The following is a 23,605-nucleotide window of genomic DNA, read 5'->3' as shown; positions in this document are numbered from 1 at the left end:
CGGCGGCCGTGAGGATGGAGCCGTCTTGTGCCACTGCTATCCCTCTGATCCGTGGTCGGGGCGCGTCGCGGGGTGGGCGCCGGCGGTCACGAGCGCCTCCACGGCCTTGCGCGGGTCCTTGCCGGTGACCAGGCTCTCACCCACGAGGACGGCATCGGCGCCGCCGCGCGCGTAGGCGAGCAGGTCGTGCGGGCCGCGCACCCCGGATTCGGCGATCTTGATGATGTCGTCGGGGATCATCGGTGCGATCTTGCTGAAGACGTCGCGGTCGACCTCCAGCGTCTTCAGGTCGCGGGCGTTGATCCCGATGATCCTGGCCCCGGCCGCGATCGCGCGCTCGGTCTCCTCCACGGTGTGGACCTCGACCAGCGGCGCGAGCCCGATCGAGTCGGCCCGCTCGATCAGCGACACCAGCGCCTCCTGCTCCAGGGAGACGACCATGAGCAGCGCCAGGTCGGCGCCGTAGGCCCTGGCCTCCCACAACTGGTACGCGGTGAGGATGAAGTCTTTGCGCAGGATCGGGATGTCGACCCGGGCGCGCACGGCGGCCAGGTCGTCGAGGCTGCCGCCGAAGCGGCGCTGTTCGGTCAGCACGCTGATGACGTGCGCGCCGCCCGCTTCGTAGTCGGCGGCGAGCGCGGCCGGGTCGGCGATCGCGGCCAGCGCGCCCTTGGACGGGCTTGACCGCTTGACCTCGGCGATCACCGACACCCTGTCGCCGCCGAGTGCCGCATAGGCGTCTCTGGGGGTGGGAGCCCGCCCTGCCCGTTCCTTGAGCTCGTCAAGCGACACGGCCTGCTGTCGTGTGGCCAGGTCCGCTCGCACCCCGTCGAGGATGTCGTCGAGCACACTCACGCGCTGGGGTCCCTCCGGTCGGCAGTGTTGGGGGCGGCTGAGAGTTCGCTTCGCGTCCGCTCCCGGCCTGCACTTGCGATGGTATCGGCCCGGTCGCGCTCACCTCACCATCGGGGCCCGCCTACGGAGCCAAAAAAGCCCCAAACGGAAGATTTCGCACGACCCAATAGACGATCACGACCGCGAGGAAGGCCCAGATGTAGCCCGGATGGGCGAGGGTCGTCCGCCGGGGTGACCCCTTCCACGACCGCACCAGCCACCGGCCCCACCAGAACAACAGGAACGGCACGACCGCGACGGCGAGCGGGTTGAGCCCCAGCGCGGCCACCGGGTCGAGGTGGGCCAGCGCGTGGATGGTCCGCAGTGTCCCGCAGCCGGGACAGAACAGCCCCGTGCCGAACGCCTGCTCGGTCAGCCACAGGAACGGGCACGTCGGATAGTGCCCCGGCTCGTTCGGGTCGACCGCGCCGACGAAGGCGAAGACCGCCGCCGTGCCCGCGGCGACGCCGAGCGGCGGGAGCACGGCCTTCCACCGGTCCGCGGCCCGCCGCTCGAGGTTCGCAACGCTCATGAGGTCAAGTATCGCCTTTAGTACGACGAGTAGCTGCTGGACACGGCGGCCGCGATGATCACGAAGTAGATGATCAGGCCGATGATGAGCAGCACGTAGTAGATGATGCCGCCGATCAGCGAGCGCTTCCACCAGGTCTTCGCCTCCTCGGAGGCCAGCATCGCGCCCTGGTAGTCACCCGCCTGCCACTTGGAGTTGACCTGCGACGACTTCACGATCGAGACGATGCCCAGAGGAAGGCAGCAGAAGATCGTGGTCAGGATCGCCGCCACCAGGTGGTTGTCCGGCGGCGTCTGCCCGCCCCCGTAGCCGCCGGGCTGGCCGTAGCCGCCGCCGCTCGGGGGTTGCTGACCGTAACCGCCGCCCCCGGGAGGCTGCTCGCCGTAGCCCCCGCCGCTCGGAGGCTGCGCGCCGTAGCCTCCGCCGGGAGGCTGCTGGCCATAGCCGCCGCCGCTCGGCGGCTGCTGGCCGTATCCCCCACCGGGGGGCTGGGCACCGTAACCGCCGCTGCCGCCCTGGTTTCCGTAGCTCATGACTGGAGACTCCTCGTGTGGTGCTTGTGGCGAGTTGCCCGCCGCAGCATAGCGACCTACCACGCCCCACATGGGGAATTATCCGTCATTAGGATGATTTGTGACCTGACCGCAAGGACGATGTCAGTAGCTCGTGCCCGCCGCGCTCGCCAGTCCGAACATCGCCAGGATGAAGCCGCCGAACACCAGCCAGCCGATCACCCATGCCACGATCGTCAGGTAGGAGGTGATCAGTCCGGCCACGGCCAGACCGTGCCCCTCACCGCCGTTGCGCTTCACCTGGGCCAGCGCGACGTGGCCGCAGATCGCGCCCGGGATGCTGGTCAGGCCGCACAGGAACAGGCCGACGATGCCGAGGATCAGCGAGGTGATGGCCATGCCGTTCGTCTGGCCCGGAGGTTTGCCGTAGGCGGCCGGCTGGCCGTAGGCGGGCTGGGCGTAGACGGGCTGCTGGGCGTAGGCCTCCTGGGCCTGGCCGTAGCCGCCTGAGGGCTGGCCGTAGCCGTAGCCGGGCTGTTGCTGCGCGTAGGGATCCGGCTGGCCGTAACCGCCGCTGCCCGGCTGGGGCTGGCCGTAACCGCCACCGCTGCCGGGCTGCTGGCCGTAGCCACCGCCACTACCCGGCTGTTGGCCGTAACCGCCACCACTACCCGGCTGCTGGCCGTAGCCACCGCCGCTGCCGGGCTGTTGGCCGTAGCCGCCGCCGCTGCCGGGCTGCTGCTCGTAGCCGCCGCCGCTGCCCGGCTGCTGGCCGTATCCCCCGCCGGGCGGCTGCGCGCCGTAACCGCCGCTGCCGTCCTGGTTGCCGTAGGTCATGCTGCCGCGCCCTTCGTCATCGTGGCCCCTTGCACGGAAGCGTAGGTCAGGAACCTCGATCAACACCCGAGAGCCCCGGATATTTCGGGACTCAGCTCGTGGGATCGTCGCCTCTGTCCAGAGCGTCCCACATCGAACGGTCGTCCGCAGGCCGCTGCCCCGCCGGCCGCCGCTCGTAGCGGGCGGACATGGCCGTCCAGCGCCCGCCGCGTACCACCGCCATCACGCCCCCCACCAGCACCAGCGCCGCGCCGACGCCCGCCACCACCGGCCAGGCCATCTCGATCGTGTACGCCGGATCCGTCACCCCATGAAGCGCCGGGACGTTCCGGGCCCACCCGGCGATCGACCCCGGCGACAGCGCCGAGAACGTGATCCATCCGAGGCCCGCGCCGCACAACCCCAGCAGCGCGCCCACCACGCGGCGCATCACTCCCTTGGTCGCCAGCACCGCCACCACACCGGCCAGCGCCGCCAGCCCCACCGCGGTCAGGCCGCCGCTCAGGTCGCCGCCCGTCCCGGCGGCGGTGACCCCGCCCGTTCCCGTGGCCGTGCCCGCGGCGCGCACCCAGACGCGGCCCGCCGCCAGCAGCACCAGCAGGCTGCCCGCCGCGGTGGCCGCCGCCCAGACCCACGTCTCCCTGTTCACGGCAGCAGCGCGTCCGCGTCGAAGCAGGTGCGGTCGCCCGTGTGGCAGGCGGCGCCCACCTGGTCTACCTTGAGCAGGACCGTGTCACCGTCGCAGTCGAGCGCGACCGCCTTCACGTGCTGGACGTGGCCGGAGGTGTTCCCCTTCACCCAGTACTCCCGCCGGCTGCGCGACCAGTAGGTGGCGCGGCCGGTGGTGAGCGTGCGATGCAGCGCCTCGTCGTCCATCCAGGCGAGCATGAGCACCTCGCCGGAGTCGTACTGCTGGACGATCGCGGGCACCAGCCCGTCGGAGCCGCGCTTGAGGCGCGCGGCGATGTCGGGTTCCAGGGACATGCCGCCATTCAACCAGCCCCGCCCCCTGCTTCTTCCCCCGCTCCCCGCCTCCCGCGCCGGGTCAGGAGTGGGCGGCGGAGATCCAGGAGGCGTGGAGGCCGGCGTAGACGCCCTCCTCGCCGACCAGGTCGTCGTGCGCGCCCCTCTGCACCAGCCGGCCCCCGTCGAACACCAGCACCTCGTCCGCGTTCTCCGCCGTGGACAGCCGGTGGGCGATGGAGATGGCCGTGCGGCCCCTGGTGACGCCCTCCAGGGCGCGGGCCAGCCGTACCTCGGTGGCGGGGTCGACGGCGGAGGTGGCCTCGTCGAGCAGGAGGAGGTCGGGGTCGGCGAGATAGGCGCGGGCGAGGGCGACGAGCTGGCGTTCGCCGGCCGACAGCGACTCGCCGCGCTGCCCGACCGGGGTGTCGAGGGCGGCGGGCAGGCCGTCCACCCAGTCGGCCAGGCCGAGCTCGGTCAGCGCGAGGGCGATCTCGGCGTCGGTCGCGGACGGCCGGCCGTACCGGATGTTGTCGGCGAGTGTGCCGTCGAACAGGAAGCCGTCCTGCGGCACCATCACGATGCGCTCGCGCAACGACGAGAAGCGGATGTCGCGCAGGTCGTGGCCGTCGATGGTGACGCGGCCCGCGGCGGGGTCCATGAGGCGGGTCAGGAGCTTGGCGAACGTCGTCTTGCCCGAGCCGGTCTCCCCCACGATCGCCACGCGCGAGCGCGGCGGGATCTCCACGGTGACCTCGCGCAGGACGGGCTCGCCGCCGGGGTAGGCGAAGTGCACGTCTTCGAACTTGACGGAGATGGGGCCGCGGGGCAGCTCCGCGCCCTTCTCGCCCGGGTCGGCCACGTCGGGCGGGGTGTCGAGGACGCCGAGGATACGCCGCCAGCCGGCGACGGCGTTCTGGGCCTCGTTGAGCACCTCGGTGGCGATCTGGAGCGGCGAGACGAACAGGGTGACGAGGAACAGGAAGGCGACGAGCTTGCCGGCCGAGATGCCGCCGGACAGGCCGAGCTGGACGCCGAGCAGGACGATCCCGGCGATGGCCAGGGCGGCGACGATCTCCGTCAGCGGGAAGACGAATCCGACGATCGTCTGGGCCCGGATCTGGGCGGAGCGGTTGGCGTCCACGCTGGTGTCGACACGCTCGGCGGTGCGGTTCTCGGCGGCGTGGGCGCGGATCACGGCGGCGCCGACCACGGACTCGCTGACGGCGGCGAGCATGTCGCCGGTGCGTTCGCGCACGACGGTGTACGCCCGCGACAGCAGCCGCTGGAAGCGCGGCAGGGCGATCATCAGCGGGATGAAGCAGATCCACACCAGGAGGGTGAGCTGCCAGGAGTAGATGAACATGAGCACCGTGGCCACGAGCAGCTGCCCGAGCGCCACGATGATCATCAGGCCGCCCCACTGCATGAAGGTGCTGATCTGGTCGACGTCGTTGGTGACGCGGGAGACCAGGGCGCCGCGGCGTTCGGTGTTCTGGGTGAGGACCGACAGGTCGTGCACGTGCCGGAACCCGCGTACGCGCAGCGTCGCCAGGGACGACTCGGTGGACTTGTAGAGGCGGACGTTCATCAGGTAGCCGGCCAGGGCCGTCAGGATGACCGCGACGGCGCACAGCGCCACCGCCCCGAAGATGTACGAAAGATCGGGCTTGCCGCCCTTGAGGCCGGTGTCGATCGTCTGCTGCACCGCGATCGGCACGATGATCTTGCCGACGGTGGCGACGACGGCCAGGGCCATCGTGCCGATCAGGCCGTTGCGGAACTCGGGCGTCAGGGACAGCCCCCGCCGTACCGTGGCCAGCGCCGTGCGCTCCACTCCCCGCAGAGCCATCAGGCGCTCACCCCTTCTTGTTCGCCGGCTTCGATCGCCGCGCGCTCGGACTCCTCGCGCTCGTAGGCGGTCACGAGGTTGCGATAGCCCTCGCTGCGGGCCAGGAGCTCCTCGTGGGTGCCCCGGTCCCCGACGCGACCGCGCTCCAGGAAGACCACCTCGTCGGCCAGGGCGATCGTGGCCATCCGGTAGGCGACCACGACGGTGGTGGAGGACTCGGCGGAGTCGCGCAGGCCGTACAGGATCTTGGCCTCGACCTGCGGGTCCACGCTGGAGGTCGCGTCGTCGAGAATCAGCAGGCGCGGCCCGCGCACGATCGCGCGGGCCAGCGCGATCCGCTGGCGCTGGCCGCCGGAGAGGGTGGTGCCGCGCTCGCCGACGCGGGTCTCCAGGCCGTCCGGCAGCCGCGCGACGAAGCCGTCCGCCTGCGCCAGCCGCAGCGCCGCCCACACCTCCTCGTCGGTGACCTCCAGGCCGAGTGCGACGTTGCCGCGCACGGTGTCGTCGAACAGGAACGTCTGCTGCGGCACCAGCGCCGCCGAGCGGGCGATCGCGCCGTAGGCGAGCTCGCGCAGGTCCTCGCCGTCGAGCCTGACCGCGCCGTCGCCCGGGTCCACCAGCCGCACCAGCAGCTGGGTGAGCGTGGACTTGCCCGACCCGGTGGGTCCCACCAGCGCCACGGTACGGCCGGCCGCCACGTCGAAGCTCACCCCGTGCAGCACCTCGCTGTCGCCGTAGGCGTAGGAGACGTCGTCGACCTGGAGGGAGGCGGGCCGCGTGCCGGCGGGTTCGGCGGAGCCGTACTCCATGGAACCGCTCGCGTCGAGCACGGCCTGCACCCGCGTCCAGCCGACCACGCTGCGGGGCAGTTCCGCCAGCACCCAGCCGAGCGCCCTGATCGGGAAGGACAGCAACGTGAACAGGTAGGCCACCTGCACCAGCTCACCCGAGTTGATCGAGCCGGACGACAGCCGCATCGCGCCCACGGCCAGCACGACGAGCACGCCGAGCGTCGGCAGCGCCTCCAGCATGGGGTCGAACAGGCCGCGCACCCGCCCGACCGCGATGTTGGCGTCGCGCAGCTCGTGCGCGCGCCGCTGGAAGCGCTCGGTCTCCAGCGCCTCGCGGCCGAGCGTCTTGACGACGAGGGCGCCGTCGAAGCTCTCGTGCGCGATCTCGCTGACCTCGGCGCGCAGTTGCTGGGCGCGGGTCGCGAGCGGGCTGAGCTTGCGCTGATAAATCAGATTCAGTACGGCTATCGCCGGAAAAATAAGGAAACCGACCAGCGCCAGGGCCGGGTCGGTGAACAGCATGGCGATCGCGGCCGTGAACAGCATGACGATCACGCCCACCGCCATCGGCAGCGGGGCCAGCGGCGCCCAGGCCGCCTCGGCGTCGGCGCTGGCGTTCGACAGCAGCTGGCCGGTGGGGTGCTGGTGATGCCAGGACAGCGGCAGCCGCAGGTACTGCTTGGTGACGTCGCGGCGCGAGCGCGCCTGCATGCGGTACTGGACGACACCGGCGAAGATGCGCCGGCCCGCCACGCCGATCGACTTGAGCAGCGCGGTGCCCATGATCAGCAGGGTGGCCGACCAGAGCACCCCTGAGGTGATGTCGCCCTTCTCGAAGGCGGGCAGGACGGCGTTCTCCGTCGCCCAGCCCAGGGCCCACGCCGAGGCCACGGTCATGCCGCCGTACAGGCCGCTGGCCAGCACGGCGATCGCGAACACCGCCTTCTCCGTGCGGATGGCCACCCCAAGGACGCCCAGTCCTTGACGCATCACGGCCGAGGTGACCTTGCTCGCCACTCGGGGGGATTCCTTCCCAACGGGGATATTTCTACATAGTGACTATCACGGCTGATCACCCCGTTATTCCCACAGGTAGGCTGGGCCTCGTGACTCACGCCCGTGCCGAACGCTCCGCGATCTGCGATCTGCTCGACCAGACCGGCCCCGACGCGCCCACCCTGTGCACCGGGTGGACGACCTACGACCTGGCCGCGCACCTGGTTCTGCGGGAACGCCGCCCGGACGCCGCGGCCGGCATCGCGCTCAGGCCGCTGGCCGGACACACCGCCTCGGTGCAGAACGGGCTGAAGGCCAAGCACCCCTTCCCCGAGCTGGTCGGGATGGTCCGCAAACCCGGCGGCTTCTACGGGCTGCTGCCGTTCCTGGACGAGGCGGTCAACACGCTGGAGTTCTTCGTCCATCACGAGGACGTCCGGCGGGCCCGGCCCGGATGGGAGCCGCGCCCGCTGTCCGACGACTTCGAGCGCCTCATCTGGAAGCGGCTGGCCATGGGGGCCCGCCTCATGCTGCGCAAGTCGCCCGTGGGCGTGGTGCTGCACCGGCTGGGCGGGGGCGTCGCGCTGGGCGGGGCGCAGGAAGGGCCCAAGGTCGAGGTGACCGGGCGGGCGGGCGACCTGCTGTTGTTCTGCTTCGGCCGCCAGCAGCACGCCCGCGTGGACCTCACCGGCGACGAGGACGCCGTGGCCCGCCTCCTCAACGCCTCCCTGGGCGTCTAGGAGTCCGGGGCCTTCTTGGACGACATGTGCTCCTGGGCCACCCGCCGCAGGGCGCCCACGATGGCGTCGCCCAGGCGGGTGCCGAGCGCGACGATCTCGACCGCCTGCTCGCGGTCCTCGACGTCGCCCATCACCCGCATGTCCACCTCGGCGATGCGCTCGGCGGCGTCGGCGTAGTCGCCGAGCGCGGCCACCATGTCCTGGCGGCCGAGTTCGTCCAGCGCGGCCAGCACGCCCACCAGGGTGCCGATGGCGGGGTTGCCGCCGGCGTCCTGCCACCCCTTGCGCTCCAGCAATTCGGCCACGATCCGCTCCGCCTTGTCGCGATGAGGTCCCGGGCGGGGGTTGTCGTGGGTGGTGACGGTCTTCTGCGCCTCCCCCATCAGGTCGAACAGGGCGACGCGCGGGTTGTCGAGGTGGGCGGCGAGGTCGCGGATGGCGGCGATGCCGAGCCCGCCGTACTCGACGAGCGCGCGCACCAGGCGTAGCCGCTTGACGTGCGCCGGCCCGTATTCGGCCTGGTTACGGCCGACCGGACGGCCGGGCTCCAGCAGCCCCTCCCGCATGTAGTACTTGATCGTCGCCACGGGGACCCCGGCCGTCTCGCTCAGCTCTGCCATCCGCACGTCTCTATCCTCCCCTTGCCAATGTTGGATAGCTTAGCTATAGATAGTAGAAAGCATCACTATCCACTCGCACCGGGGGACCTTCCATGCACCGCCCACTCGTGATCTTCGGCCTGGCGATGGCCGCGCTCTCGCTCGTCACCGGCGCCGCCCTGCTCATCGACGACCGCACGCTCGACGGCATGCCCCTGTGGGCCAAGCCGCTGAAGTTCGCCGTCTCCTTCACCATCTACTCCTTCACCTGGGCCTGGCTCCTGTCCTTACGGAAGGGCAAGGGCCGCTGGGGCCACCGGGCCGGGACGATCCTGGCCGTCACCGGCGCCGCCGAGGTGGCGGTCATCGTCGTGCAGGCGTCCCGGGTCACGCACAGCCACTTCAACGTCGCCACCCCGCTCGACTTCACCCTGTGGGTCGGCATGGGCGTCACCATCGCCGTACTCCTGCTGGCCAACATCGCCGCCGCCGTCGCGGTCCTGCTCGATCGCCCCTCCGACCGGCCGCTGGCCTGGGCGATCGGCGCCGGCCTGATCGTCTCCACGATCGGCCTGGCACTGGGCGGCCTGATGGCGTTCCCCGGCGAGGACCAGGAGGGCAACCTCATGGGCGCCCACAGCGTCGGCATGGCCGACGGCGGCGCCGGCCTGCCCGTGCTCGGCTGGAACACCCTGGCCGGCGACCTGCGCGTGCCCCATTTCGTCGGCATGCACGCCCTGCAGATCCTCCCCCTGCTCGCGCCCCTGACCCGCAAACTCCACGACACGGTACGGCTGCGCCTGATCGCCGTCGGCGGCGCCGGCTACACGGCCCTGCTGGCGCTGCTGACCTGGCAGGCGCTGCGCGGCCAGTCGATCGTCAGCCCCGACGCCCTCACCCTGGCCGTCGCCGCCGCCCTGGCCGTGGCCGTCCTGTCCGCCGCCCTCGCCTCGCTGCGCCTGCCCACCCTGGAGAACTCCCGATGACCGAGACCCTGTTCACGCTCAGCTTCGTGGCGGCCGCGCCGTTCTGGGCCCTGATGATCGTGGCGCCGGCGTGGCGGGTGACCCGGGCGGTGGCGGCCTCGCCCCTGATCGTCCTGCCCGCGGTGGCGGTCAACCTGGTCCTGCTGCTGCCCCTGCTGGGCGCGTTCTGGCCCGTGGTGACACGGCCCACCCTGGCCGGGCTCCAGGCCCTGGTCGCCTCGCCGGAGGCGCTGGCCGCGCTGTGGGCCCAGATCATCGCCTGGGATCTTTTCGTGGGCCGCTGGATCTATCTCGACAGCCGCGAACGGGGCCTGCACCCCCTGCTGATGGCCCCGGTGCTGTTCCTCACGATCCTGCTCTCCCCCATCGCCCTGCCCCTCTACCTGGGACTCCGTCTCACGACTCGGAATTACGGCGTGGCAGGCGCACCCCGGGGCGACAAAGCCCGTACCATGACGTAGGAAAGACGCCCCCCGGTTATGATCAAGAACATCTTCACAGAAGATGCCAGTGATCGCCCAGATCCGGGTATATACGGCTGGGAATGGACTGCAGGAGGCCCCCCATGCAGGTCAAGAAGGTGGTCACATACGTCGCGGTGGCGTTCGTGATCTTCTACTTGTTCACCCGGCCGGCCCAAGCCGCCGCCGCCGTGAACGGCGTGTTCGACGGAATCGTCAATGGAGCGAACCAACTGGCCGTGTTCTTCACCAACGTTCTGAACTGAGAAACGTCTTCGTCTGCGGAAGTCGCTTCCTTGAGCTGCCGGTTCGTGCTACGCAGACAGGATGGAAGATCGTCAGAGCGTCACCAGGGTCCATCAGCCTGATCCCGCCGTCAACCGCATTCTGGAACGCGCGGAGATCGATGGGATCGAGCTGATCCGGTTCCTCTACGCCGACCATGGAGGCGTCATCCGTGGCAAGGCGGCGTCGCGGTCACTGCTGGCCGAGCGGCTGGAAACGGGAATCGGGCACACGGTGGCCATGATGGCGATGAACATGCTCGACCAGCTCCAGGAGGTCGAGCAGCTGGGACCCGTCGGCGAGGTCAGGCTCGTGCCTGACCCCGCGACCTTCGTGCCGCTGCCTTACGCGCCCGGCGCCGCCGCGATGATGGCGGACCAGCGCCAGGCCGACGGCAGTCCGTGGGACGCCTGCCCGCGCACCTTTCTCAAGGACGCCGTGGCCACCCTCGACCGTGCGGGCTACACGCTGGTGGCCGCCTTCGAGCCGGAGTTCACGCTCGGCCACCGCCAGCCCGGCCCCGGCGGCGGACCCGACCGGCTCGTCCCCCTCGACGACACGCTCTGCTACGCCGCCACCGGCTTCGACACCGCCCACGACTACACGATGCGCCTGATCCACGCCCTCGAGAAGCAGGGGCTCCAGGTCGAGCACTACCACCCGGAGCTCGGCCCCGGCCAGCAAGAACTGTCCGTCCGCCACGCTCCCGCCCTGCGCGCGGCCGACAACCACGTCATCTACCGCGAGACCGTGCGCGGCGTGGCCGTCCGCATGGGCATGTGGGCCTCCCTGGCCCCGAAACCCCTGGCCGAACAGGCCGGAAACGGCGCCCACCTGCACCTGTCGCTGTGGCGCGAGGGCCGCAACCTCTTCGCCGACGACGACGTGCGCGGCTGGTTCGTCGGCGGCCTGCTCGCCCACCTGCCCGCCCTGACCGCGCTCACCTGCGGCAGCGTCAACAGCTTCCGCCGCCTGGGCCCGCGCATGTGGTCGAGCGGCTACGCCGTCCACGGCCCGGACAACCGCGAGGCGGCGGTCCGCGTGTGCTCCCCGCTGGGCGCCGGCGGCGAGACCAACCTGGAGCTGAAGCCCTCGGACTCCTCGGCCAATCCGTACCTGTCGCTGGGCGCGGTCATCCACGCCGGACTGGACGGCATCCGCCGCAAGCTCGACCCGGGCGAGCCGGTCACCGTCGACCCCGACACCGAGCCGGGCCGCTACCCGCGCCTGCCCGCCTCGCTGACCGAGGCGCTGGACGCGCTGGAGGCCGACCAGGTGCTGATGACCGCCCTGGGCGAACTGCGCGCCCGCGCGTACCTGACGGTCAAGCGCTCGGAGGCGGCGGCGTTCGGCGAACACGACGCCGCCTTCGAGCTCTACAACCACATGCGAGCCTTCTAGACCCGCACGCCTTCAAGCGGGTTTCGGCCCCGCATGTACCTTCGCGCCACAAGCGGGTCCTCCGGACCCGCGCGTGCTCTCTAGGCCTGTCCGGTCTCGAAGCGCTGGATCTTCGAGCCGTCCGGGGTGAGGACGAAGCGCCAGCGGGTCTTCATCTCGCCCCACGTGTCGTTGCGGAACCGGGCGAGCATCGACAGCCCGTCCGGCTCCTGCGACTCGACGGTGAAACGGCCCGCGGCCGAGAAGATCTCCCGCTCGGTCCACTGGCCGAGGTCGCGCTCGGAGCCGTCGTCGGACATGGTGGCGTCCGGGGCCAGAAGGGCCTCGAACGCCGCCCTGTCGCCTTCGTTGATGGCGGCGACGAACGCCGCCACCACCGGATTGTTAGCGGTCATACCGCCCTTTATCCCCGGACGGGGTATCCCGCCGCCCGGAGAGTGTCCTTGACCTCGGAGATCTTCAGCGTGCCGAAGTGGAACACCGAGGCCGCCAGCACCGCGTCGGCGCCCTCCGCGACCGCCGGAGGGAAGTGCTCCAGCCGGCCCGCGCCGCCGCTGGCGATCACCGGGACCCGGACCGCGGCTCGCACGGCCCGGATCATCTCCAGGTCGTAGCCGTCCAGGGTGCCGTCGCCGTCCATCGAGTTGAGCAGGATCTCGCCCACGCCCAGTTCCTCGCCGCGGGCCGCCCACTCGACGGCGTCGATCCCGGTGCCCTTGCGGCCGCCGTGGGTGGTGACCTCGAAGCCGCTGGCCGTACCGGGAGCACGCCGCGCGTCCACCGACAGCACCACGCACTGCGCGCCGAAGCGGCGCGAGCACTCCGTCAGCAGTTCGGGACGGGCGATGGCGGCGGTGTTCAGCGACACCTTGTCCGCGCCCGCCCGCAGCAGCCGGTTGACGTCCTCGACCGCGCGGATGCCGCCACCCACGGTCAGCGGGATGAACACCTGCTCGGCGGTCCTGCGGACCACGTCGAGCATCGTCTCCCGCTCACCCGAGGAGGCGGTGATGTCGAGGAAGGTGAGCTCGTCGGCGCCCTCCGCGTCGTAGCGCCGCGCCAGCTCGACAGGGTCGCCCGCGTCGCGCAGGTTCTCGAAGTTGACGCCCTTGACCACGCGTCCCGCGTCCACGTCCAGACACGGGATGACTCGTACCGCGACCGTCATGCTCTCTGCGCCTCGATCTCGATCTCGATCAGCATCCGCGGGTCGACCAGACCGGCCACCCGCACGCCCGTGCACGCCGGCCGCACCCGGCCGAACACCTCGGCGATCGCGGATCCGACCTGGTCGAAGTGGCGATGCTCGACGACGTAGTACCGGACCATGACGACGTCGTCGCGGGTCAGCCCGCCCGCCTCGACCGCCTCCAGGGCGATGCCCATCGCCGTCATGCTCTGCCAGTAGGGATCGCCGACGTGCTGGACCTCGCCGTCGACGGTGGCCGTGCAGCCGGAGACGACCACCCGGTCGCCTACGACGACGGCTCTCGCGTAGCCGTAGCGCTCCTCCCAGACTCCGCCCGAGAACACCCTCGTCCCGGTTCTTTCCATGCTCACGCTGCCCATCACGCCCCCTCCCAACGAACTAAACGCGGACCGCATCCAGCGCGTTCTCCAGCGTGAACGCCCGAGCGTAGAGCGCCCTGCCCACGATGGCGCCCTCCAGACCCTGCGCCACCAGGCCGGACAACGCCACCAGGTCATCGAGGCTGGAGACGCCGCCGCTGGCCACGACCGGCCGCTCGGTGCGCGAGCAGAACTCGCGCAGCAGCTCCAGGTTCGGGCCGCGCAGCGTGCCGTCCTTGGTCACGTCGGTGACCACGTAACGCGGGCAGCCGTCGGCCTCCAGCCGTTCGAGCGTCTGCCACAGGTCGCCGGCCTCGTGCGTCCAGCCCCGGGTGGCGATCGTGGTGCCGCGCACGTCAAGGCCGACCGCGATCTTGTCGCCGTGCTCGGCGATGATCTTCCGGCACCACTCCGGGTTCTCCAGCGCCGCGGTGCCGATGTTGACCCGGCGGCAGCCGGTGGCCAGCGCAGCCGTCAGCGAGTCGTCGTCGCGGATGCCGCCGGACAGCTCCACGTTCACCTCCAGCCGGGCGATGACCTCGGCGATCTGCGCGTGGTTGCTGCCCCGGCCGAAGGCGGCGTCGAGATCCACCAGGTGGATCCACTCCGCGCCCGCCTCCTGCCAGGCCAGCGCGGCGGCGAGCGGGTCGCCGTAGCCGGTTTCGGTTCCCGCCTCACCCTGGACCAGGCGTACGGCCTGGCCGTCCACCACGTCCACGGCCGGGAGCAACACAAGCGACATTCAGATCCTCCGGTTGAAGGCAAGGGTCACGAAGACAGGGACGAACAACACCGAGAAGACGAGCACCCCGAAACTCACCGCCGGCGCCCGCCAGATCAGCCACACCAGCAGCTGCACGAGCAGGAAGACGCCGGCCACGACGGCGTTCTGGACGCGGTGGCGGCGGGCCAGCAGCCCGCCCTGGCGGGCGAAGCGCACCGGCCGGGGAACCAGCCGCAGCAGGCGGGCACGGCGGCGCGCCGCACGCGCCTGCCGCACCTCGTTGCGCCGCATCGCCTGCGCGCGCTCGGCCTCGCGCACGGCGCGCCGCCGCGCACGTTCCTTGCTCACCGCGTGTTCACAGGGTGCCGACCCAGTTCTTCAGCAGGGCGGCTCCCGCGTCCCCGGACTTCTCCGGGTGGAACTGGGCGGCCATGAGCGGCCCGTTCTCCACGGCGGCCACGAACGGCACGCCGTGCTCGGCCCAGGTGACCAGCGGGTGGCCGAAGCCGTCTCCGGGCACCAGTTCCCACTCGCGCACGCCGTAGGAGTGCACGAAGTAGAAGCGCTCCTCCTCGACCCCGGCGAACAGCACGCTGCCGTCGGGCACCTTGACGGTGTTCCAGCCCATGTGCGGCAGAACCGGCGCCTCCAGCCGCTCGACCGTGCCCGGCCACTCGCCGCAGCCCTCGGTCTCCACGCCGTGCTCGACACCCCGCGCGAACAGCACCTGCATGCCGACGCAGATGCCCAGCACCGGACGGCCGCCGGCGAGCCTGCGCCCGACGATCTCGTCACCGCGCACGCCCTTGAGCCCGGCCATGCACGCCGCGAACGCGCCCACGCCGGGCACGACCAGCCCTTCGGCGTTCAGCGCCGTGTCGTAGTCGGCGGTCACCGTCACCTGGGCACCGGTCCTGGCCAGCGCGCGCTCGGCGGAGCGCAGGTTGCCGGAGCCGTAGTCGAGCACCACGACGTTCCTGCTCACCACCACAGCACCCCCGCCGTGATCGCCATGACGCCGCCGAGGGCGCAGAACACCGCACCGAGCTTCAGCCCCTGCTTGACCAGCGAGAACACCCCGCCGAACAGGAACAGCCCGATGAACACCATCGCATAAGCGATCATGTTCTCGCTCATAGGACACCCTTGGTGGACGGCACCCCGCTGGCGCGCGGGTCACGCTCGCTCGCCTCGCGCAGCGCGCGGGCCAGCGCCTTGAACTGCGCCTCCACGATGTGGTGGGCGTTGCGGCCGTAGGGGACGTGCACGTGCAGGCAGATCGCCGCCTGCGCCACGAACGACTCCAGGATGTGCCGGGTCATCGTCGTGTCGTACTCGGGGCCGATCATCGGCGCCATGCCCTCCGGCTCGGAGTGCACCAGGTACGGCCGGCCGGACAGATCGACCGTGACGTTGGCCAGCGACTCGTCCAGCGGGCACGACGCACTGCCGAACCGCCGGATGCCCGACTTGTCGCCCAACGCCTGCCGGAACGCCGCGCCCAGAGCCAGCGCCGTGTCCTCGATCGTGTGGTGGGAGTCGATGTGGAGGTCTCCCTCGGTCTTGACGGTCAGGTCGAACAACCCGTGCTTGCCCAGCTGGTTGAGCATGTGGTCGTAGAAACCCACCCCGGTGGACACCTCGACCTGACCCGTGCCGTCGAGGTCCACCTCGACCAGCACCGTCGTCTCCTTGGTGGCCCTCTCCACGCGGCCGATACGGCTCACAGAACTCCCTCCAGAGCGGCGCGGAACGCCGCCATCTCCTCGCCGGTGCCGATCGAGACCCGCAGCCACTCCGGTGGCCCGACCTCGCGGATGAGCACTCCCCGCTCCAGGAGCCCCCGCCACACCGCCTCACGATTTGCGAACCGTCCGAACAACACGAAATTGGCGTCCGAATCGGCGACCGTCAACCCCTGACCGCGCAGCCATGCCACCGTGGCATCACGCTCGCGCCGCAGCGCCGCCACCCCGCCGAGCAACTCCTCGCGGTGGCGCAGCGCCGTACGCGCCGCCGCCTGCGTCAGCGTCGACAGGTGGTACGGCAGGCGGACCAGCAGCAAGGCCTGCACCACCACCGGATGCGCGGCCAGATACCCGACCCGCGTCCCGGCCATCGCGAACGCCTTCGACATCGTCCGCGTCACGATCAGCCGGGGAAACTCCGGCAGCAGCGTCAGCGCCGACGCCGTGCCCTCGCGGGCGAACTCGGCGTAGGCCTCGTCCACGACCACCATGCCCGGCGCCGCCTCCAGCACCGCCCGGATCGCCGACAGCGGCAGCGAGGTGCCCGTCGGGTTGTTCGGCGAGGTCAGGAACACGATGTCGGGGCGGTGCTCCTCGATCGCGGCCACCGCCTTGCCCGGATCGAGCGTGAAGTCCTCCTCGCGTGTCCCGTCGACCCACTCGGTGCTCGTGCCCGAGGTGATGATCGGGTGCATCGAGTAGGACGGCTCGAAGCCCAGCGCGCTGCGGCCGTGGCCGCCGAACGCCTGCAGGATCTGCTGGAGCACCTCGTTGGAGCCGTTGGCCGCCCACACGTGCTCGCCGCTCAGCCCGTGGCCGAGATATCCGGCCAGCTCCGCGCGCAGCTCCACGGCGTCGCGGTCCGGGTAGCGGTTGAGGGTCGAGGCGCTCCTGCGCACCTCCTCGGCCAGGTCGTCGACCAGGGCCTTGGAGGGCGGATAGGGGTTCTCGTTGGTGTTGAGCCGGATCGGGACGTCGATCTGGGGCGCGCCGTACGGCGTCTTGCCCCGGAGGTCGTCACGCAGCGGCAGGTCTTCCAGCCTCACGGGTTAGGCACTTCCCAGTCGAAACGGGCGCGGATCGCCGCGCCGTGTGCGGGCAGGTCTTCGGCGTCGGCCAGCACCGACACGTGCGCGGCGGCGCCCGCCAGCGCCTGCCTGGTGTAGTCGACCACGTGGATGCCGCGCAGGAACGACTGCACCGACAGCCCACTGGAGTGACAGGCGCAGCCGCCGGTCGGCAGCACGTGGTTGGACCCGGCGAGGTAGTCGCCCAGCGAGACCGGCGCGTACGTGCCCACGAAGACGGCCCCCGCGTTGCGCACCCGCGCCGCCACGGCGGCGGCGTCGGCGGTGTGGATCTCCAGGTGCTCGGCCGCGTAGGCGTCGACCACCTTCAGCCCGGCCTCGACGTCCGACACCAGCACGATGCCCGACTGCCGGCCGCCCAGCGCCTCGGCGATGCGCTCGCTGTGCTTGGTCGCCTCGACCTGGCCAGGCAGCTCCTTCTCCACCGCCTCGGCCAGCTCCACGCTGTCGGTGACCAGCACGGCCGCGGCGATCACGTCGTGCTCGGCCTGGCTGATCAGGTCGGCGGCCACGTGCACCGGGTCGGCCGTGGAGTCGGCCAGGATCGCGATCTCGGTCGGGCCCGCCTCGGAGTCGATGCCGATGCGGCCCTTCAGCAGCCGCTTGGCCGCCGCCACCCAGATGTTGCCGGGACCGGTCACCATCGTCGCGGGCGCGCACTCCTCGGTGCCGTAGGCGAACATCGCCACCGCCTGCGCGCCGCCCACGTTGTAGACCTCGTCGACGCCCAGCAGCGCGCAGGCCGCCAGGATCGTCGGGTGCGGCAGCCCGCCGAAGTCACGCTGCGCCGGGCTGGTGACCGCCAGCGAGGCCACCCCTGCCTCCTGCGCGGGAACCACGTTCATGACCACGCTCGACGGATAGACCGCCCGGCCGCCCGGCACGTACAGCCCCACCCGGTCGACCGGCACCCAGCGCTCGGTGACCGTGCCGCCCGGGACCACCTCGGTGGTCGTGTCGGTGCGCCGCTGGTCGCGGTGGACCTTCCTGGCCCGCCTGATCGACTCCTCCAGCGCCGCCCGCACCCTCGGGTCGAGCTCGGCGAGGGCCCGGTCGATCTCCTCCTTCGCCACGCGCGTGGAGGCGATCTCGACACCGTCGAACCTGGCGGTCAGCTCCCGTACGGCCGCCGCCCCACGATGGCGCACGTCCTCGCAGATGGGCCGCACCTTCTCCAGGGCGGCCTCGACGTCGAGCTCGGCGCGGGGCAGCACGTCGCGCAGGTTCTCCGGCAGGGAACCGCGCATGTCGATACGGGAAATCACCCTCCCTAGTCTACGGAGTCCAGCAGCCCATCCCCGTATCGTCCACGATGCGGACGGTTTGTACGCCAGCACAGCGCGTGGCCGACGACTTGGTGGTTCAGCACGAAGCACAAACGCACGCGGGAGGCGGAGGGTGACGGAAAGCGATTTCGAGGCCCGGGAGGAACCAACGGCATGGGACTCGCCGAGACCACCCCCACCATGACGTCGACGCAGGTGCGCAAGACCGCCGCGCTCACCGTCGGCCTGCTCATGGGCGTGTGGGTGATCGACTACATCGACCGCGTCATGATGGCGGTCGCCCTGCCGTTCATCGGTGCCGAATACGACCTCAGCAAGACCGAGCAAGGCTGGCTCATCACCGTCTTCTCCCTGGTGTACCTGCTGTGCCAGGTGCCCGGCGGCATCCTCGCCGACCGCTTCGGCGCCCGCCGCCAGCTCATGGTCTCCCTCGTCCTGTGGTCGATCTTCACCGCGCTCACCGGCCTGGCCTGGGGCCTGGCGGCGCTCCTGGTCATCAGGGCGCTGTTCGGCGTCGGCCAGGGACTGTTCCCCGGCGCCTCGTTCAAGGCCATGGCGGAACGCACCACCCCCGAGAGCCGCGCCACCGCCGCCGGGTCGATGCTGGCCGCCAACCAGCTCGGCGCCGGCGTGGCCCCGCTCATCGTGGCGCCGCTCATCCTCCTGCTCGGCTGGCGGCACACCTTCTGGGTCACCGCCGTCGCCGGAGTGATCATCGGCTTCATGCTGTGGAAGATGCTGCCGCCCGCGCTGCCGTCCCACCTCAACGGCTCCGACCGCGCCGAGCGGCAGGGCGTGCCCCTGTCCCTCGTGCTGCGCTCGGCGTCGGTGTGGAAGTTCGCCGCGCTGTTCTGCGCCGCCAACATGCTCGGCTACGGGATGATGACCTGGGTTCCCAGCTACCTGCTGGAGGAACGCGGCATCTCGCTCATCAGCACCGGTTTCATGAGCGCCGTCCCCAGCCTGGTCATGTGCGCGACCACGTTCGTCGGCGGCTGGCTGTTCGACCGCTACTTCCACAACCGCGCCCGGCTCTTCGTCATCCCGCTGCTGCTGCTCACCGCGCTCCTGCTGGTGGTCATGCTCCAGGCCGAGACGGCCATCGGCTTCACCGTCTACCAGACGCTCGCCCTGGGCGTGGCGGGCCTGTCCACCATGGGCGTGCTCGGCATGCCGTTCCGCGCGCTGCCGCCCTCCGTCGTCGGCTCCGGCATGGGCGTCGTCAACGTCGGCGGCCAGGTCGCCGGCGTGCTGGCCCCCGTCCTCATGGGCCTGCTCGTCGACAAGTTCTCCTACACCGCCGCCTTCGGCCTGCTCATCGCCACCACGGTGCTGGCCGCGCTGATCGCCGTCATCGTCCCGCAACGCCCGGAACAGTTCACCTTCGGCACCAAGGAGACCGCGTGACCGCGTACGACCTCGTCCTCGCCAACGGCCGGGCCATCGACCCCGAGACCGGCCTCGACGCCGTGCGCGACATCGGCATCACCGGCGGCGTCATCCGCGCCGTCTCCCAGACGCCGCTGACCGGCACGACCCGCGTCGACCTCGGCGGCCTGGTCGTCTGCCCCGGCTTCATCGACCTGCACAGCCACACCATGGACGTCGCCGGCCACCGCCTGCAGGCCCTCGACGGCGTCACCACCGTGCTCGAACTCGAAGCCGGCGCCTACCCCGTCGGCGCCGCCTACCACAAGGCCGCCCAGCAGGGCCGGCCGCTCAACTACGGCTTCGCCACCTCCTGGGGCATCGCCCGCATGGCCGTACTCCTCGGGCTGGAGGCCGGTGGCGACATCGAGGAGTTCCTCGCCTACATCGGCCACGAGGACTGGCAGCGCCCCGCGGCCCGCCCCGTCGTGGACCGCATCCTCGCCATGCTGGAAGGCGACCTCGCCGACGGCGCGCTCGGCATCGGCGTCCTCGTCGGCTACGCCCCGCGCGTCGACCCCTCCGAATACCTCGCCGTGGCCGCGCTGGCCGCCCGCCACAACCTTCCGACCTACACCCACGCCCGCGAACTCGTCGAGCAGGACCCCACCACGCCCATCGACGGCGCCGAGGAAGTGGTGCGCGCCGCCGCCGAGACCGGCGCCCACATGCACTACTGCCACGTCAACAGCACCTCCATCCGGCACGTGGACCGGGTGCTCGGCCTCGTGGAGAAGGTACGCGCCGAGGGCTCGCGCGTCACCACCGAGGCCTACCCCTACGGCGCCGGCATGACCGGCGTCGGCGCCGCCTTCCTCGCCCCCGAGATCCTGCACCGGCGCGGGCTGACCGCCCACTCCATCGGCCTGCTCGGCGCCGAGGGCCGCCTGGCCGACGAGGAGGCCCTGCGCGCCGCCCGCCGCGACACCCCGGGAGCCGCCGCGTTCGTCCACCTCCTCGACGAGGACGACCCGGCCGCCTTCGACTACATCCAGCGGGCGCTCGCCTTCGCCGACGCCGCCGTCGCCACCGACGCCGTGCCGCTGCTGTGGCGCTCGGGCGCGCCCGACCCCCTCGCCTGGCCGCTGGCCCCCGACGCCGTCACCCACCCGCGTACGGCCGGCACCTACGGGCGCACGCTGCGCCGCCTCGTGCGCGAGAACGCCGTCCTCGGCCTGCAGGAGGCCATCAGGCGTTGCACGCTGGTGCCCGCCGACGTCGTCGGCTCCGGTGTGCCGGCGATGCGCCGCAAGGGGCGCGTGCAGGTGGGCTGCGACGCCGACCTCACCGTCTTCGACCCGGAGACCGTCACCGACCGCGCCACCTACACCGACACCGCCCGGGGCTCATCCGGTTTCGTCCACGTCGTCGTCGCCGGCGACTTCGTGGTCAGGGACGCGGAGATCGTCACGACGGCCTTCCCCGGCCGCCCGGTCAGAGCCTGACGCCCCGCCGAACCCGGGGCCCCAGCCCGTCACCCTCCGGGGCTGGGACCTCTCGGGGGCCTGGGATCCCAGCTTTTCCCCTGGGCTGGGATCCCAACCTCCCGCACCATCCCACCGGCCTGCTCCCGCCGGGCAAGACCCCCACCACGCGCAGACGACCATCCGGCAGCGCCACCACGGAGCCGACAGACCAAAGGTCACCCACGCCGTGGACATCGACACGGCGACCCGCCGGAGGCCCGCCTCCAGGGCTCCCCACGGACAGCGCACCCAGGTCGACCGGCCGCGCACGCCGCCCTGCCCCACGGCCGGGCGGCGCGTGCGGCCGTGGAGCAGGACCGGGCGCGGCCGGGCCGGTCGAAGCGGTGCGCGCCGTCAGCGAGCAGGCGGGCCAGCAGGCCAGCAGGCCAGCAGGCCGAGACCGCCGTGCGGCAGGACGACCGGCGCGCGCCGCCCGGTGGTCTCGGTGGACAGCCGGGCACCGTCGGCCATGGTCACGAAACGCCTCACGGCAGGGCGATCGCCGGTTCCTTCAGCGGGCGGGACAGGAACCAGGCCAGCAACGGCATCGCGATGAGCGTGGCCAGCGCCAGACGCAACGAGGTGGCCTCGGCCAGGGCGCCGATCAGCGGGCTGGCGACGCCGCCCACGCTGACCGCCAGGCCGAGGGTGACGCCGCTGGCCGTACCGGCGTGGCGGGGCAGGTAGTCCTGCCCGAGCGTGACGTGCAGTGAGAACGGGACGTAAAGGGCGAGGCCCGTCGCCGCCACGAACAGGAACACGGCCGGGCCCGGCACCAGCACCACCCCGGCCACGGCGGGCACCGCGGCCGCGTAGGCGAGCCGCAGCGTCCGCACGCGCCCATGGCGGGTGGCCAGGCGTCCGCCCAGGATCGTCCCCGCCGCACCACCGGCGAACTGCACGAACAGGGCGACCGCGCCCGCCGCTCCCCCGCCCACGTACAGCGCCACGAACGTGCTCAGCCCGATGTAGCCCACCGACCGCAGCCCCATGACCAGCGCCAGCCGCACGAAGGCCGCCCAGTCGTCGCGCGCCCCCTCCCGGGTACGGCTCCCGCCGCCACCCCGCCCGACCGACCGCATGGCCACCACCGTGACCAGGCATCCCAGCACCGCCGGCACCACCAATAGGGGCGAGGCGGCCAGCCCGCCCCAGGCCAGCAACGGCGTGACCAGCAGCGGCGCCACCGCGAACCCGAGGTTGCCGCCCAGCGAGAACCAGCTCATCGCCACATGGCTGCCCTGGCTGGCCGCTCTGGCCAGCCGCGCCGACTCGGGATGGTAGGCCGCCACGCCCAGCCCGGACAGGGCGATCGCCAGCCACGTCAGCGGGTACGAACCGGCCGGGCCGGCCAGCCCCGCCCCGAGCCCGGTCACCAGCATGCTCACCGGGATCAGCCAGCCCAGCCGCCACCGGTCGGCGATGGCGCCGAACACGGGCTGCACGACCGACGACAGAAGGGTGGCGGCCAGCACGATCCCGGAGGCGGCCACGTAGCCGTAGTGCCGCTCGGCCACCAGGAACGGCACCATGGCCGGGACGACGCCCTGGTAGAAGTCGACACTGGCGTGGCCGGCGGCCAGCACGCCCATCCTGTTGATCCGCACCCCTCGATCGTCGCCGCCGCGCCAAGTGGCGCGCTTCCGATAAAGTGCCAACATATGCCGGAAAATCGCCAAACAGCCGGAAGGAGGCGGCGACCGGATGGTGCGGCACATGCCTGAGGCGCCCACCGGGACCCGTCCCCTGCCCGGCGGCGGCGAGATCGACGCGCACCGGCACGACGACCACCAGATCGCCTACCCCTACGAGGGCGTCATCTCCATCAGCACCGGCGCGGGCACCTGGGTGGCGCCGGGCAACAGGGCGCTGTGGATCCCGGCGGGCACCGTCCACGAGCACCGTGCCTACGGACGTACCGACCTGCGCCTGATCGGCTTCACCGAGAACCCGCTGGGCCTGGAGCGACCCGCCGTCCTGGCCGTGACGCCGCTGCTGCGCGAGCTGATCGTGGCCTGCTCCGAGGAGCCGGGGGACCCGCTGCTGCGCGCCGTCCTGCTCGACCGGCTGCGCCGCTCCCCCGCCCCCGAGCACCCGGTGCACCTGCCCGCGCCGCGCGACCCCCGCCTGGCCGCGGTCTGCGCGACGGTCCGCGCCGATCCGGCCGGCGACCGTACGCTGCCGGAGCTGGCCGGGGCGGCGGGCACCAGCGACCGCACGCTGGCCAGGCTCTGCCGCGCGGAACTCGGCATGACCTTCCCGCAGTGGCGCACCCAGGCGCGGCTGCACCACGCCCTGATCCTGCTGGCGGAGGGCCTCCAGGTCACCACCGTGGCCCACCGGTGCGGCTGGTCGTCGGCCAGCGCGTTCATCGACGCCTTCCGGCACGCTTTCGGCCACACTCCTGGTCGCGCGTTCCGTCCCTGACGCCTTTACATTGTAGATCC

Annotated in this window: 29 protein-coding genes; 8 read left to right on the top strand and 21 right to left on the bottom strand. The window is 71.6% G+C overall.

From position 1 onward, the window contains the following. Positions 1-36: 36 nt before the first annotated feature. From trpC to ACIBI5_RS13130, 8 genes are all read right to left on the bottom strand, one after another. Positions 37-855 (bottom strand): indole-3-glycerol phosphate synthase TrpC, encoded by an 819-nt coding sequence (trpC, locus tag ACIBI5_RS13165; RefSeq protein WP_397246299.1) that lies wholly within the window; start codon positions 853-855, stop codon positions 37-39. A gap of 121 nt (positions 856-976) precedes the next feature. Beyond that, positions 977-1,426 carry a DUF2752 domain-containing protein gene (locus ACIBI5_RS13160; RefSeq protein ID WP_184960825.1) on the bottom strand — a complete coding sequence of 150 codons (450 nt, stop codon included), beginning with the start codon at positions 1,424-1,426 and terminating at the stop codon, positions 977-979. 17 nt (positions 1,427-1,443) lie between these two features. Then, positions 1,444-1,959 carry a CD225/dispanin family protein gene (locus tag ACIBI5_RS13155; RefSeq protein WP_379624081.1) on the bottom strand — a complete coding sequence of 172 codons (516 nt, stop codon included), beginning with the start codon at positions 1,957-1,959 and terminating at the stop codon, positions 1,444-1,446. Positions 1,960-2,082: 123 nt separating this feature from the next. Continuing rightward, entirely contained in the window at positions 2,083-2,775 is a 693-nt protein-coding gene (locus tag ACIBI5_RS13150) for a DUF4190 domain-containing protein (protein WP_397246296.1), read from the bottom strand. A 91-nt stretch (positions 2,776-2,866) separates the two neighbouring features. Then, the gene (locus ACIBI5_RS13145; protein ID WP_397246294.1) at positions 2,867-3,424 is read right to left on the bottom strand and encodes a Trp biosynthesis-associated membrane protein; all 558 of its coding nucleotides are present in this window, start codon (positions 3,422-3,424) and stop codon (positions 2,867-2,869) included. Continuing rightward, entirely contained in the window at positions 3,421-3,759 is a 339-nt protein-coding gene (hisI, locus tag ACIBI5_RS13140; protein WP_397246292.1) for a phosphoribosyl-AMP cyclohydrolase, read from the bottom strand. Before hisI ends, ACIBI5_RS13145 begins: the two co-directional genes overlap by 4 nt. 61 nt (positions 3,760-3,820) lie before the next feature. Next, positions 3,821-5,590, bottom strand: coding sequence for an ABC transporter ATP-binding protein (locus ACIBI5_RS13135; protein ID WP_397246289.1), 1,770 nt, complete (start codon positions 5,588-5,590; stop codon positions 3,821-3,823). Then, positions 5,590-7,371 (bottom strand): ABC transporter ATP-binding protein, encoded by a 1,782-nt coding sequence (locus ACIBI5_RS13130; protein WP_397246785.1) that lies wholly within the window; start codon positions 7,369-7,371, stop codon positions 5,590-5,592. The genes ACIBI5_RS13135 and ACIBI5_RS13130 overlap by 1 nt, the downstream gene beginning before the upstream one ends. Before the next feature lie 116 nt (positions 7,372-7,487). Between ACIBI5_RS13130 and ACIBI5_RS13125 the strand changes: the two genes are divergently transcribed. Next, positions 7,488-8,117 (top strand): TIGR03085 family metal-binding protein, encoded by a 630-nt coding sequence (locus tag ACIBI5_RS13125; RefSeq protein ID WP_397246286.1) that lies wholly within the window; start codon positions 7,488-7,490, stop codon positions 8,115-8,117. Here ACIBI5_RS13125 and ACIBI5_RS13120 read toward each other — a convergent pair. After that, positions 8,114-8,737: a MerR family transcriptional regulator gene (locus ACIBI5_RS13120; protein WP_397246284.1), complete on the bottom strand. Its 624-nt coding sequence runs from the start codon at positions 8,735-8,737 to the stop codon at positions 8,114-8,116. The two genes, ACIBI5_RS13125 and ACIBI5_RS13120, sit on opposite strands and share 4 nt — an antisense overlap. A 92-nt stretch (positions 8,738-8,829) precedes the next feature. On the opposite strand from ACIBI5_RS13120, the gene ACIBI5_RS13115 reads away from it, so the two are divergent. The 4 genes from ACIBI5_RS13115 (at position 8,830) to ACIBI5_RS13100 (ending at position 11,849) form a co-directional block, all read left to right on the top strand. Then, the gene (locus ACIBI5_RS13115; protein WP_397246282.1) at positions 8,830-9,702 is read left to right on the top strand and encodes a hypothetical protein; all 873 of its coding nucleotides are present in this window, start codon (positions 8,830-8,832) and stop codon (positions 9,700-9,702) included. Beyond that, on the top strand, positions 9,699-10,163 hold the full coding sequence (locus tag ACIBI5_RS13110) for an ABA4-like family protein (RefSeq protein WP_397246279.1): 465 nt from the start codon (positions 9,699-9,701) through the stop codon (positions 10,161-10,163). The genes ACIBI5_RS13115 and ACIBI5_RS13110 overlap by 4 nt, the downstream gene beginning before the upstream one ends. Positions 10,164-10,267: 104 nt before the next feature. Beyond that, positions 10,268-10,429 carry a hypothetical protein gene (locus ACIBI5_RS13105; protein ID WP_184960810.1) on the top strand — a complete coding sequence of 54 codons (162 nt, stop codon included), beginning with the start codon at positions 10,268-10,270 and terminating at the stop codon, positions 10,427-10,429. A 61-nt stretch (positions 10,430-10,490) separates the two neighbouring features. After that, positions 10,491-11,849 (top strand): glutamine synthetase family protein, encoded by a 1,359-nt coding sequence (locus ACIBI5_RS13100; protein ID WP_397246277.1) that lies wholly within the window; start codon positions 10,491-10,493, stop codon positions 11,847-11,849. A gap of 80 nt (positions 11,850-11,929) precedes the next feature. Here ACIBI5_RS13100 and ACIBI5_RS13095 read toward each other — a convergent pair whose 3' ends face one another. Genes ACIBI5_RS13095 through hisD form a run of 10 tightly spaced genes read right to left on the bottom strand, consistent with a single transcriptional unit; the run spans position 11,930 to position 18,243 of the window. After that, positions 11,930-12,244, bottom strand: coding sequence for a nuclear transport factor 2 family protein (locus ACIBI5_RS13095; protein ID WP_397246274.1), 315 nt, complete (start codon positions 12,242-12,244; stop codon positions 11,930-11,932). Positions 12,245-12,252: 8 nt separating this feature from the next. Further along, positions 12,253-13,017, bottom strand: coding sequence for an imidazole glycerol phosphate synthase subunit HisF (gene hisF, locus ACIBI5_RS13090; RefSeq protein WP_397246271.1), 765 nt, complete (start codon positions 13,015-13,017; stop codon positions 12,253-12,255). After that, entirely contained in the window at positions 13,014-13,403 is a 390-nt protein-coding gene (locus ACIBI5_RS13085) for a Rid family hydrolase (protein WP_397246783.1), read from the bottom strand. The genes hisF and ACIBI5_RS13085 overlap by 4 nt, the downstream gene beginning before the upstream one ends. A 34-nt stretch (positions 13,404-13,437) precedes the next feature. Next, positions 13,438-14,160 carry a bifunctional 1-(5-phosphoribosyl)-5-((5-phosphoribosylamino)methylideneamino)imidazole-4-carboxamide isomerase/phosphoribosylanthranilate isomerase PriA gene (gene priA / locus ACIBI5_RS13080; protein WP_379630713.1) on the bottom strand — a complete coding sequence of 241 codons (723 nt, stop codon included), beginning with the start codon at positions 14,158-14,160 and terminating at the stop codon, positions 13,438-13,440. After that, positions 14,161-14,490, bottom strand: coding sequence for a hypothetical protein (locus ACIBI5_RS13075; RefSeq protein ID WP_397246269.1), 330 nt, complete (start codon positions 14,488-14,490; stop codon positions 14,161-14,163). Positions 14,491-14,497: 7 nt separating this feature from the next. Then, positions 14,498-15,127, bottom strand: a complete 630-nt coding sequence (gene hisH / locus ACIBI5_RS13070) for an imidazole glycerol phosphate synthase subunit HisH (RefSeq protein ID WP_397246267.1) — start codon at positions 15,125-15,127, stop codon at positions 14,498-14,500. Beyond that, on the bottom strand, positions 15,124-15,279 hold the full coding sequence (locus tag ACIBI5_RS13065) for a hypothetical protein (protein WP_379624051.1): 156 nt from the start codon (positions 15,277-15,279) through the stop codon (positions 15,124-15,126). The genes hisH and ACIBI5_RS13065 overlap by 4 nt, the downstream gene beginning before the upstream one ends. Continuing rightward, the gene (gene hisB, locus ACIBI5_RS13060; RefSeq protein WP_397246264.1) at positions 15,276-15,869 is read right to left on the bottom strand and encodes an imidazoleglycerol-phosphate dehydratase HisB; all 594 of its coding nucleotides are present in this window, start codon (positions 15,867-15,869) and stop codon (positions 15,276-15,278) included. Before hisB ends, ACIBI5_RS13065 begins: the two co-directional genes overlap by 4 nt. Further along, on the bottom strand, positions 15,866-16,936 hold the full coding sequence (locus ACIBI5_RS13055; protein WP_397246262.1) for a histidinol-phosphate transaminase: 1,071 nt from the start codon (positions 16,934-16,936) through the stop codon (positions 15,866-15,868). The genes hisB and ACIBI5_RS13055 overlap by 4 nt, the downstream gene beginning before the upstream one ends. Continuing rightward, positions 16,933-18,243, bottom strand: a complete 1,311-nt coding sequence (hisD, locus tag ACIBI5_RS13050; protein ID WP_397246260.1) for a histidinol dehydrogenase — start codon at positions 18,241-18,243, stop codon at positions 16,933-16,935. The genes ACIBI5_RS13055 and hisD overlap by 4 nt, the downstream gene beginning before the upstream one ends. 174 nt (positions 18,244-18,417) lie before the next feature. On the opposite strand from hisD, the gene ACIBI5_RS13045 reads away from it, so the two are divergent. Together ACIBI5_RS13045 and ACIBI5_RS13040 are read left to right on the top strand one after the other, a co-directional pair. Further along, positions 18,418-19,671 (top strand): MFS transporter, encoded by a 1,254-nt coding sequence (locus tag ACIBI5_RS13045; protein ID WP_397246258.1) that lies wholly within the window; start codon positions 18,418-18,420, stop codon positions 19,669-19,671. After that, entirely contained in the window at positions 19,668-21,137 is a 1,470-nt protein-coding gene (locus tag ACIBI5_RS13040) for an amidohydrolase family protein (protein WP_397246255.1), read from the top strand. The genes ACIBI5_RS13045 and ACIBI5_RS13040 overlap by 4 nt, the downstream gene beginning before the upstream one ends. 375 nt (positions 21,138-21,512) lie before the next feature. Here ACIBI5_RS13040 and ACIBI5_RS13035 read toward each other — a convergent pair whose 3' ends face one another. Together ACIBI5_RS13035 and ACIBI5_RS13030 are read right to left on the bottom strand one after the other, a co-directional pair. Beyond that, entirely contained in the window at positions 21,513-21,647 is a 135-nt protein-coding gene (locus tag ACIBI5_RS13035) for a hypothetical protein (RefSeq protein ID WP_397246253.1), read from the bottom strand. After that, a complete protein-coding gene (locus tag ACIBI5_RS13030; protein WP_397246250.1) occupies positions 21,644-22,765 on the bottom strand; it encodes an MFS transporter in 1,122 nt (373 codons plus the stop codon). Before ACIBI5_RS13030 ends, ACIBI5_RS13035 begins: the two co-directional genes overlap by 4 nt. 109 nt (positions 22,766-22,874) lie before the next feature. Between ACIBI5_RS13030 and ACIBI5_RS13025 the strand changes: the two genes are divergently transcribed. Further along, positions 22,875-23,585 carry an AraC family transcriptional regulator gene (locus ACIBI5_RS13025; RefSeq protein ID WP_397246247.1) on the top strand — a complete coding sequence of 237 codons (711 nt, stop codon included), beginning with the start codon at positions 22,875-22,877 and terminating at the stop codon, positions 23,583-23,585. Positions 23,586-23,605 lie beyond the last annotated feature (20 nt).

The organism is Nonomuraea sp. NPDC050540 (assembly GCF_044457485.1).
In the GTDB taxonomy this organism is placed as follows: domain Bacteria; phylum Actinomycetota; class Actinomycetes; order Streptosporangiales; family Streptosporangiaceae; genus Nonomuraea.
This window is presented reverse-complemented; position numbering and strand designations above follow the sequence as displayed.

Bases quoted from the DNA above. Each gene is read 5' to 3' on its own strand.
- ACIBI5_RS13160 (WP_184960825.1), bottom strand. From the start codon at position 1,426: ATGAGCGTTGCGAACCTCGAGCGGCGGGCCGCGGACCGGTGGAAGGCC.
- ACIBI5_RS13155 (WP_379624081.1), bottom strand. From the start codon at position 1,959: ATGAGCTACGGAAACCAGGGCGGCAGCGGCGGTTACGGTGCCCAGCCC.
- ACIBI5_RS13150 (WP_397246296.1), bottom strand. From the start codon at position 2,775: ATGACCTACGGCAACCAGGACGGCAGCGGCGGTTACGGCGCGCAGCCG.
- hisI (WP_397246292.1), bottom strand. From the start codon at position 3,759: ATGTCCCTGGAACCCGACATCGCCGCGCGCCTCAAGCGCGGCTCCGAC.
- ACIBI5_RS13135 (WP_397246289.1), bottom strand. From the start codon at position 5,590: ATGGCTCTGCGGGGAGTGGAGCGCACGGCGCTGGCCACGGTACGGCGG.
- ACIBI5_RS13130 (WP_397246785.1), bottom strand. From the start codon at position 7,371: ATGCGTCAAGGACTGGGCGTCCTTGGGGTGGCCATCCGCACGGAGAAG.
- ACIBI5_RS13120 (WP_397246284.1), bottom strand. From the start codon at position 8,737: ATGGCAGAGCTGAGCGAGACGGCCGGGGTCCCCGTGGCGACGATCAAG.
- ACIBI5_RS13115 (WP_397246282.1), top strand. From the start codon at position 8,830: ATGCACCGCCCACTCGTGATCTTCGGCCTGGCGATGGCCGCGCTCTCG.
- ACIBI5_RS13110 (WP_397246279.1), top strand. From the start codon at position 9,699: ATGACCGAGACCCTGTTCACGCTCAGCTTCGTGGCGGCCGCGCCGTTC.
- ACIBI5_RS13105 (WP_184960810.1), top strand. From the start codon at position 10,268: ATGCAGGTCAAGAAGGTGGTCACATACGTCGCGGTGGCGTTCGTGATC.
- ACIBI5_RS13100 (WP_397246277.1), top strand. From the start codon at position 10,491: ATGGAAGATCGTCAGAGCGTCACCAGGGTCCATCAGCCTGATCCCGCC.
- ACIBI5_RS13095 (WP_397246274.1), bottom strand. From the start codon at position 12,244: ATGACCGCTAACAATCCGGTGGTGGCGGCGTTCGTCGCCGCCATCAAC.
- hisF (WP_397246271.1), bottom strand. From the start codon at position 13,017: ATGACGGTCGCGGTACGAGTCATCCCGTGTCTGGACGTGGACGCGGGA.
- ACIBI5_RS13085 (WP_397246783.1), bottom strand. From the start codon at position 13,403: ATGGAAAGAACCGGGACGAGGGTGTTCTCGGGCGGAGTCTGGGAGGAG.
- priA (WP_379630713.1), bottom strand. From the start codon at position 14,160: ATGTCGCTTGTGTTGCTCCCGGCCGTGGACGTGGTGGACGGCCAGGCC.
- ACIBI5_RS13065 (WP_379624051.1), bottom strand. From the start codon at position 15,279: ATGAGCGAGAACATGATCGCTTATGCGATGGTGTTCATCGGGCTGTTC.
- ACIBI5_RS13045 (WP_397246258.1), top strand. From the start codon at position 18,418: ATGGGACTCGCCGAGACCACCCCCACCATGACGTCGACGCAGGTGCGC.
- ACIBI5_RS13025 (WP_397246247.1), top strand. From the start codon at position 22,875: ATGCCTGAGGCGCCCACCGGGACCCGTCCCCTGCCCGGCGGCGGCGAG.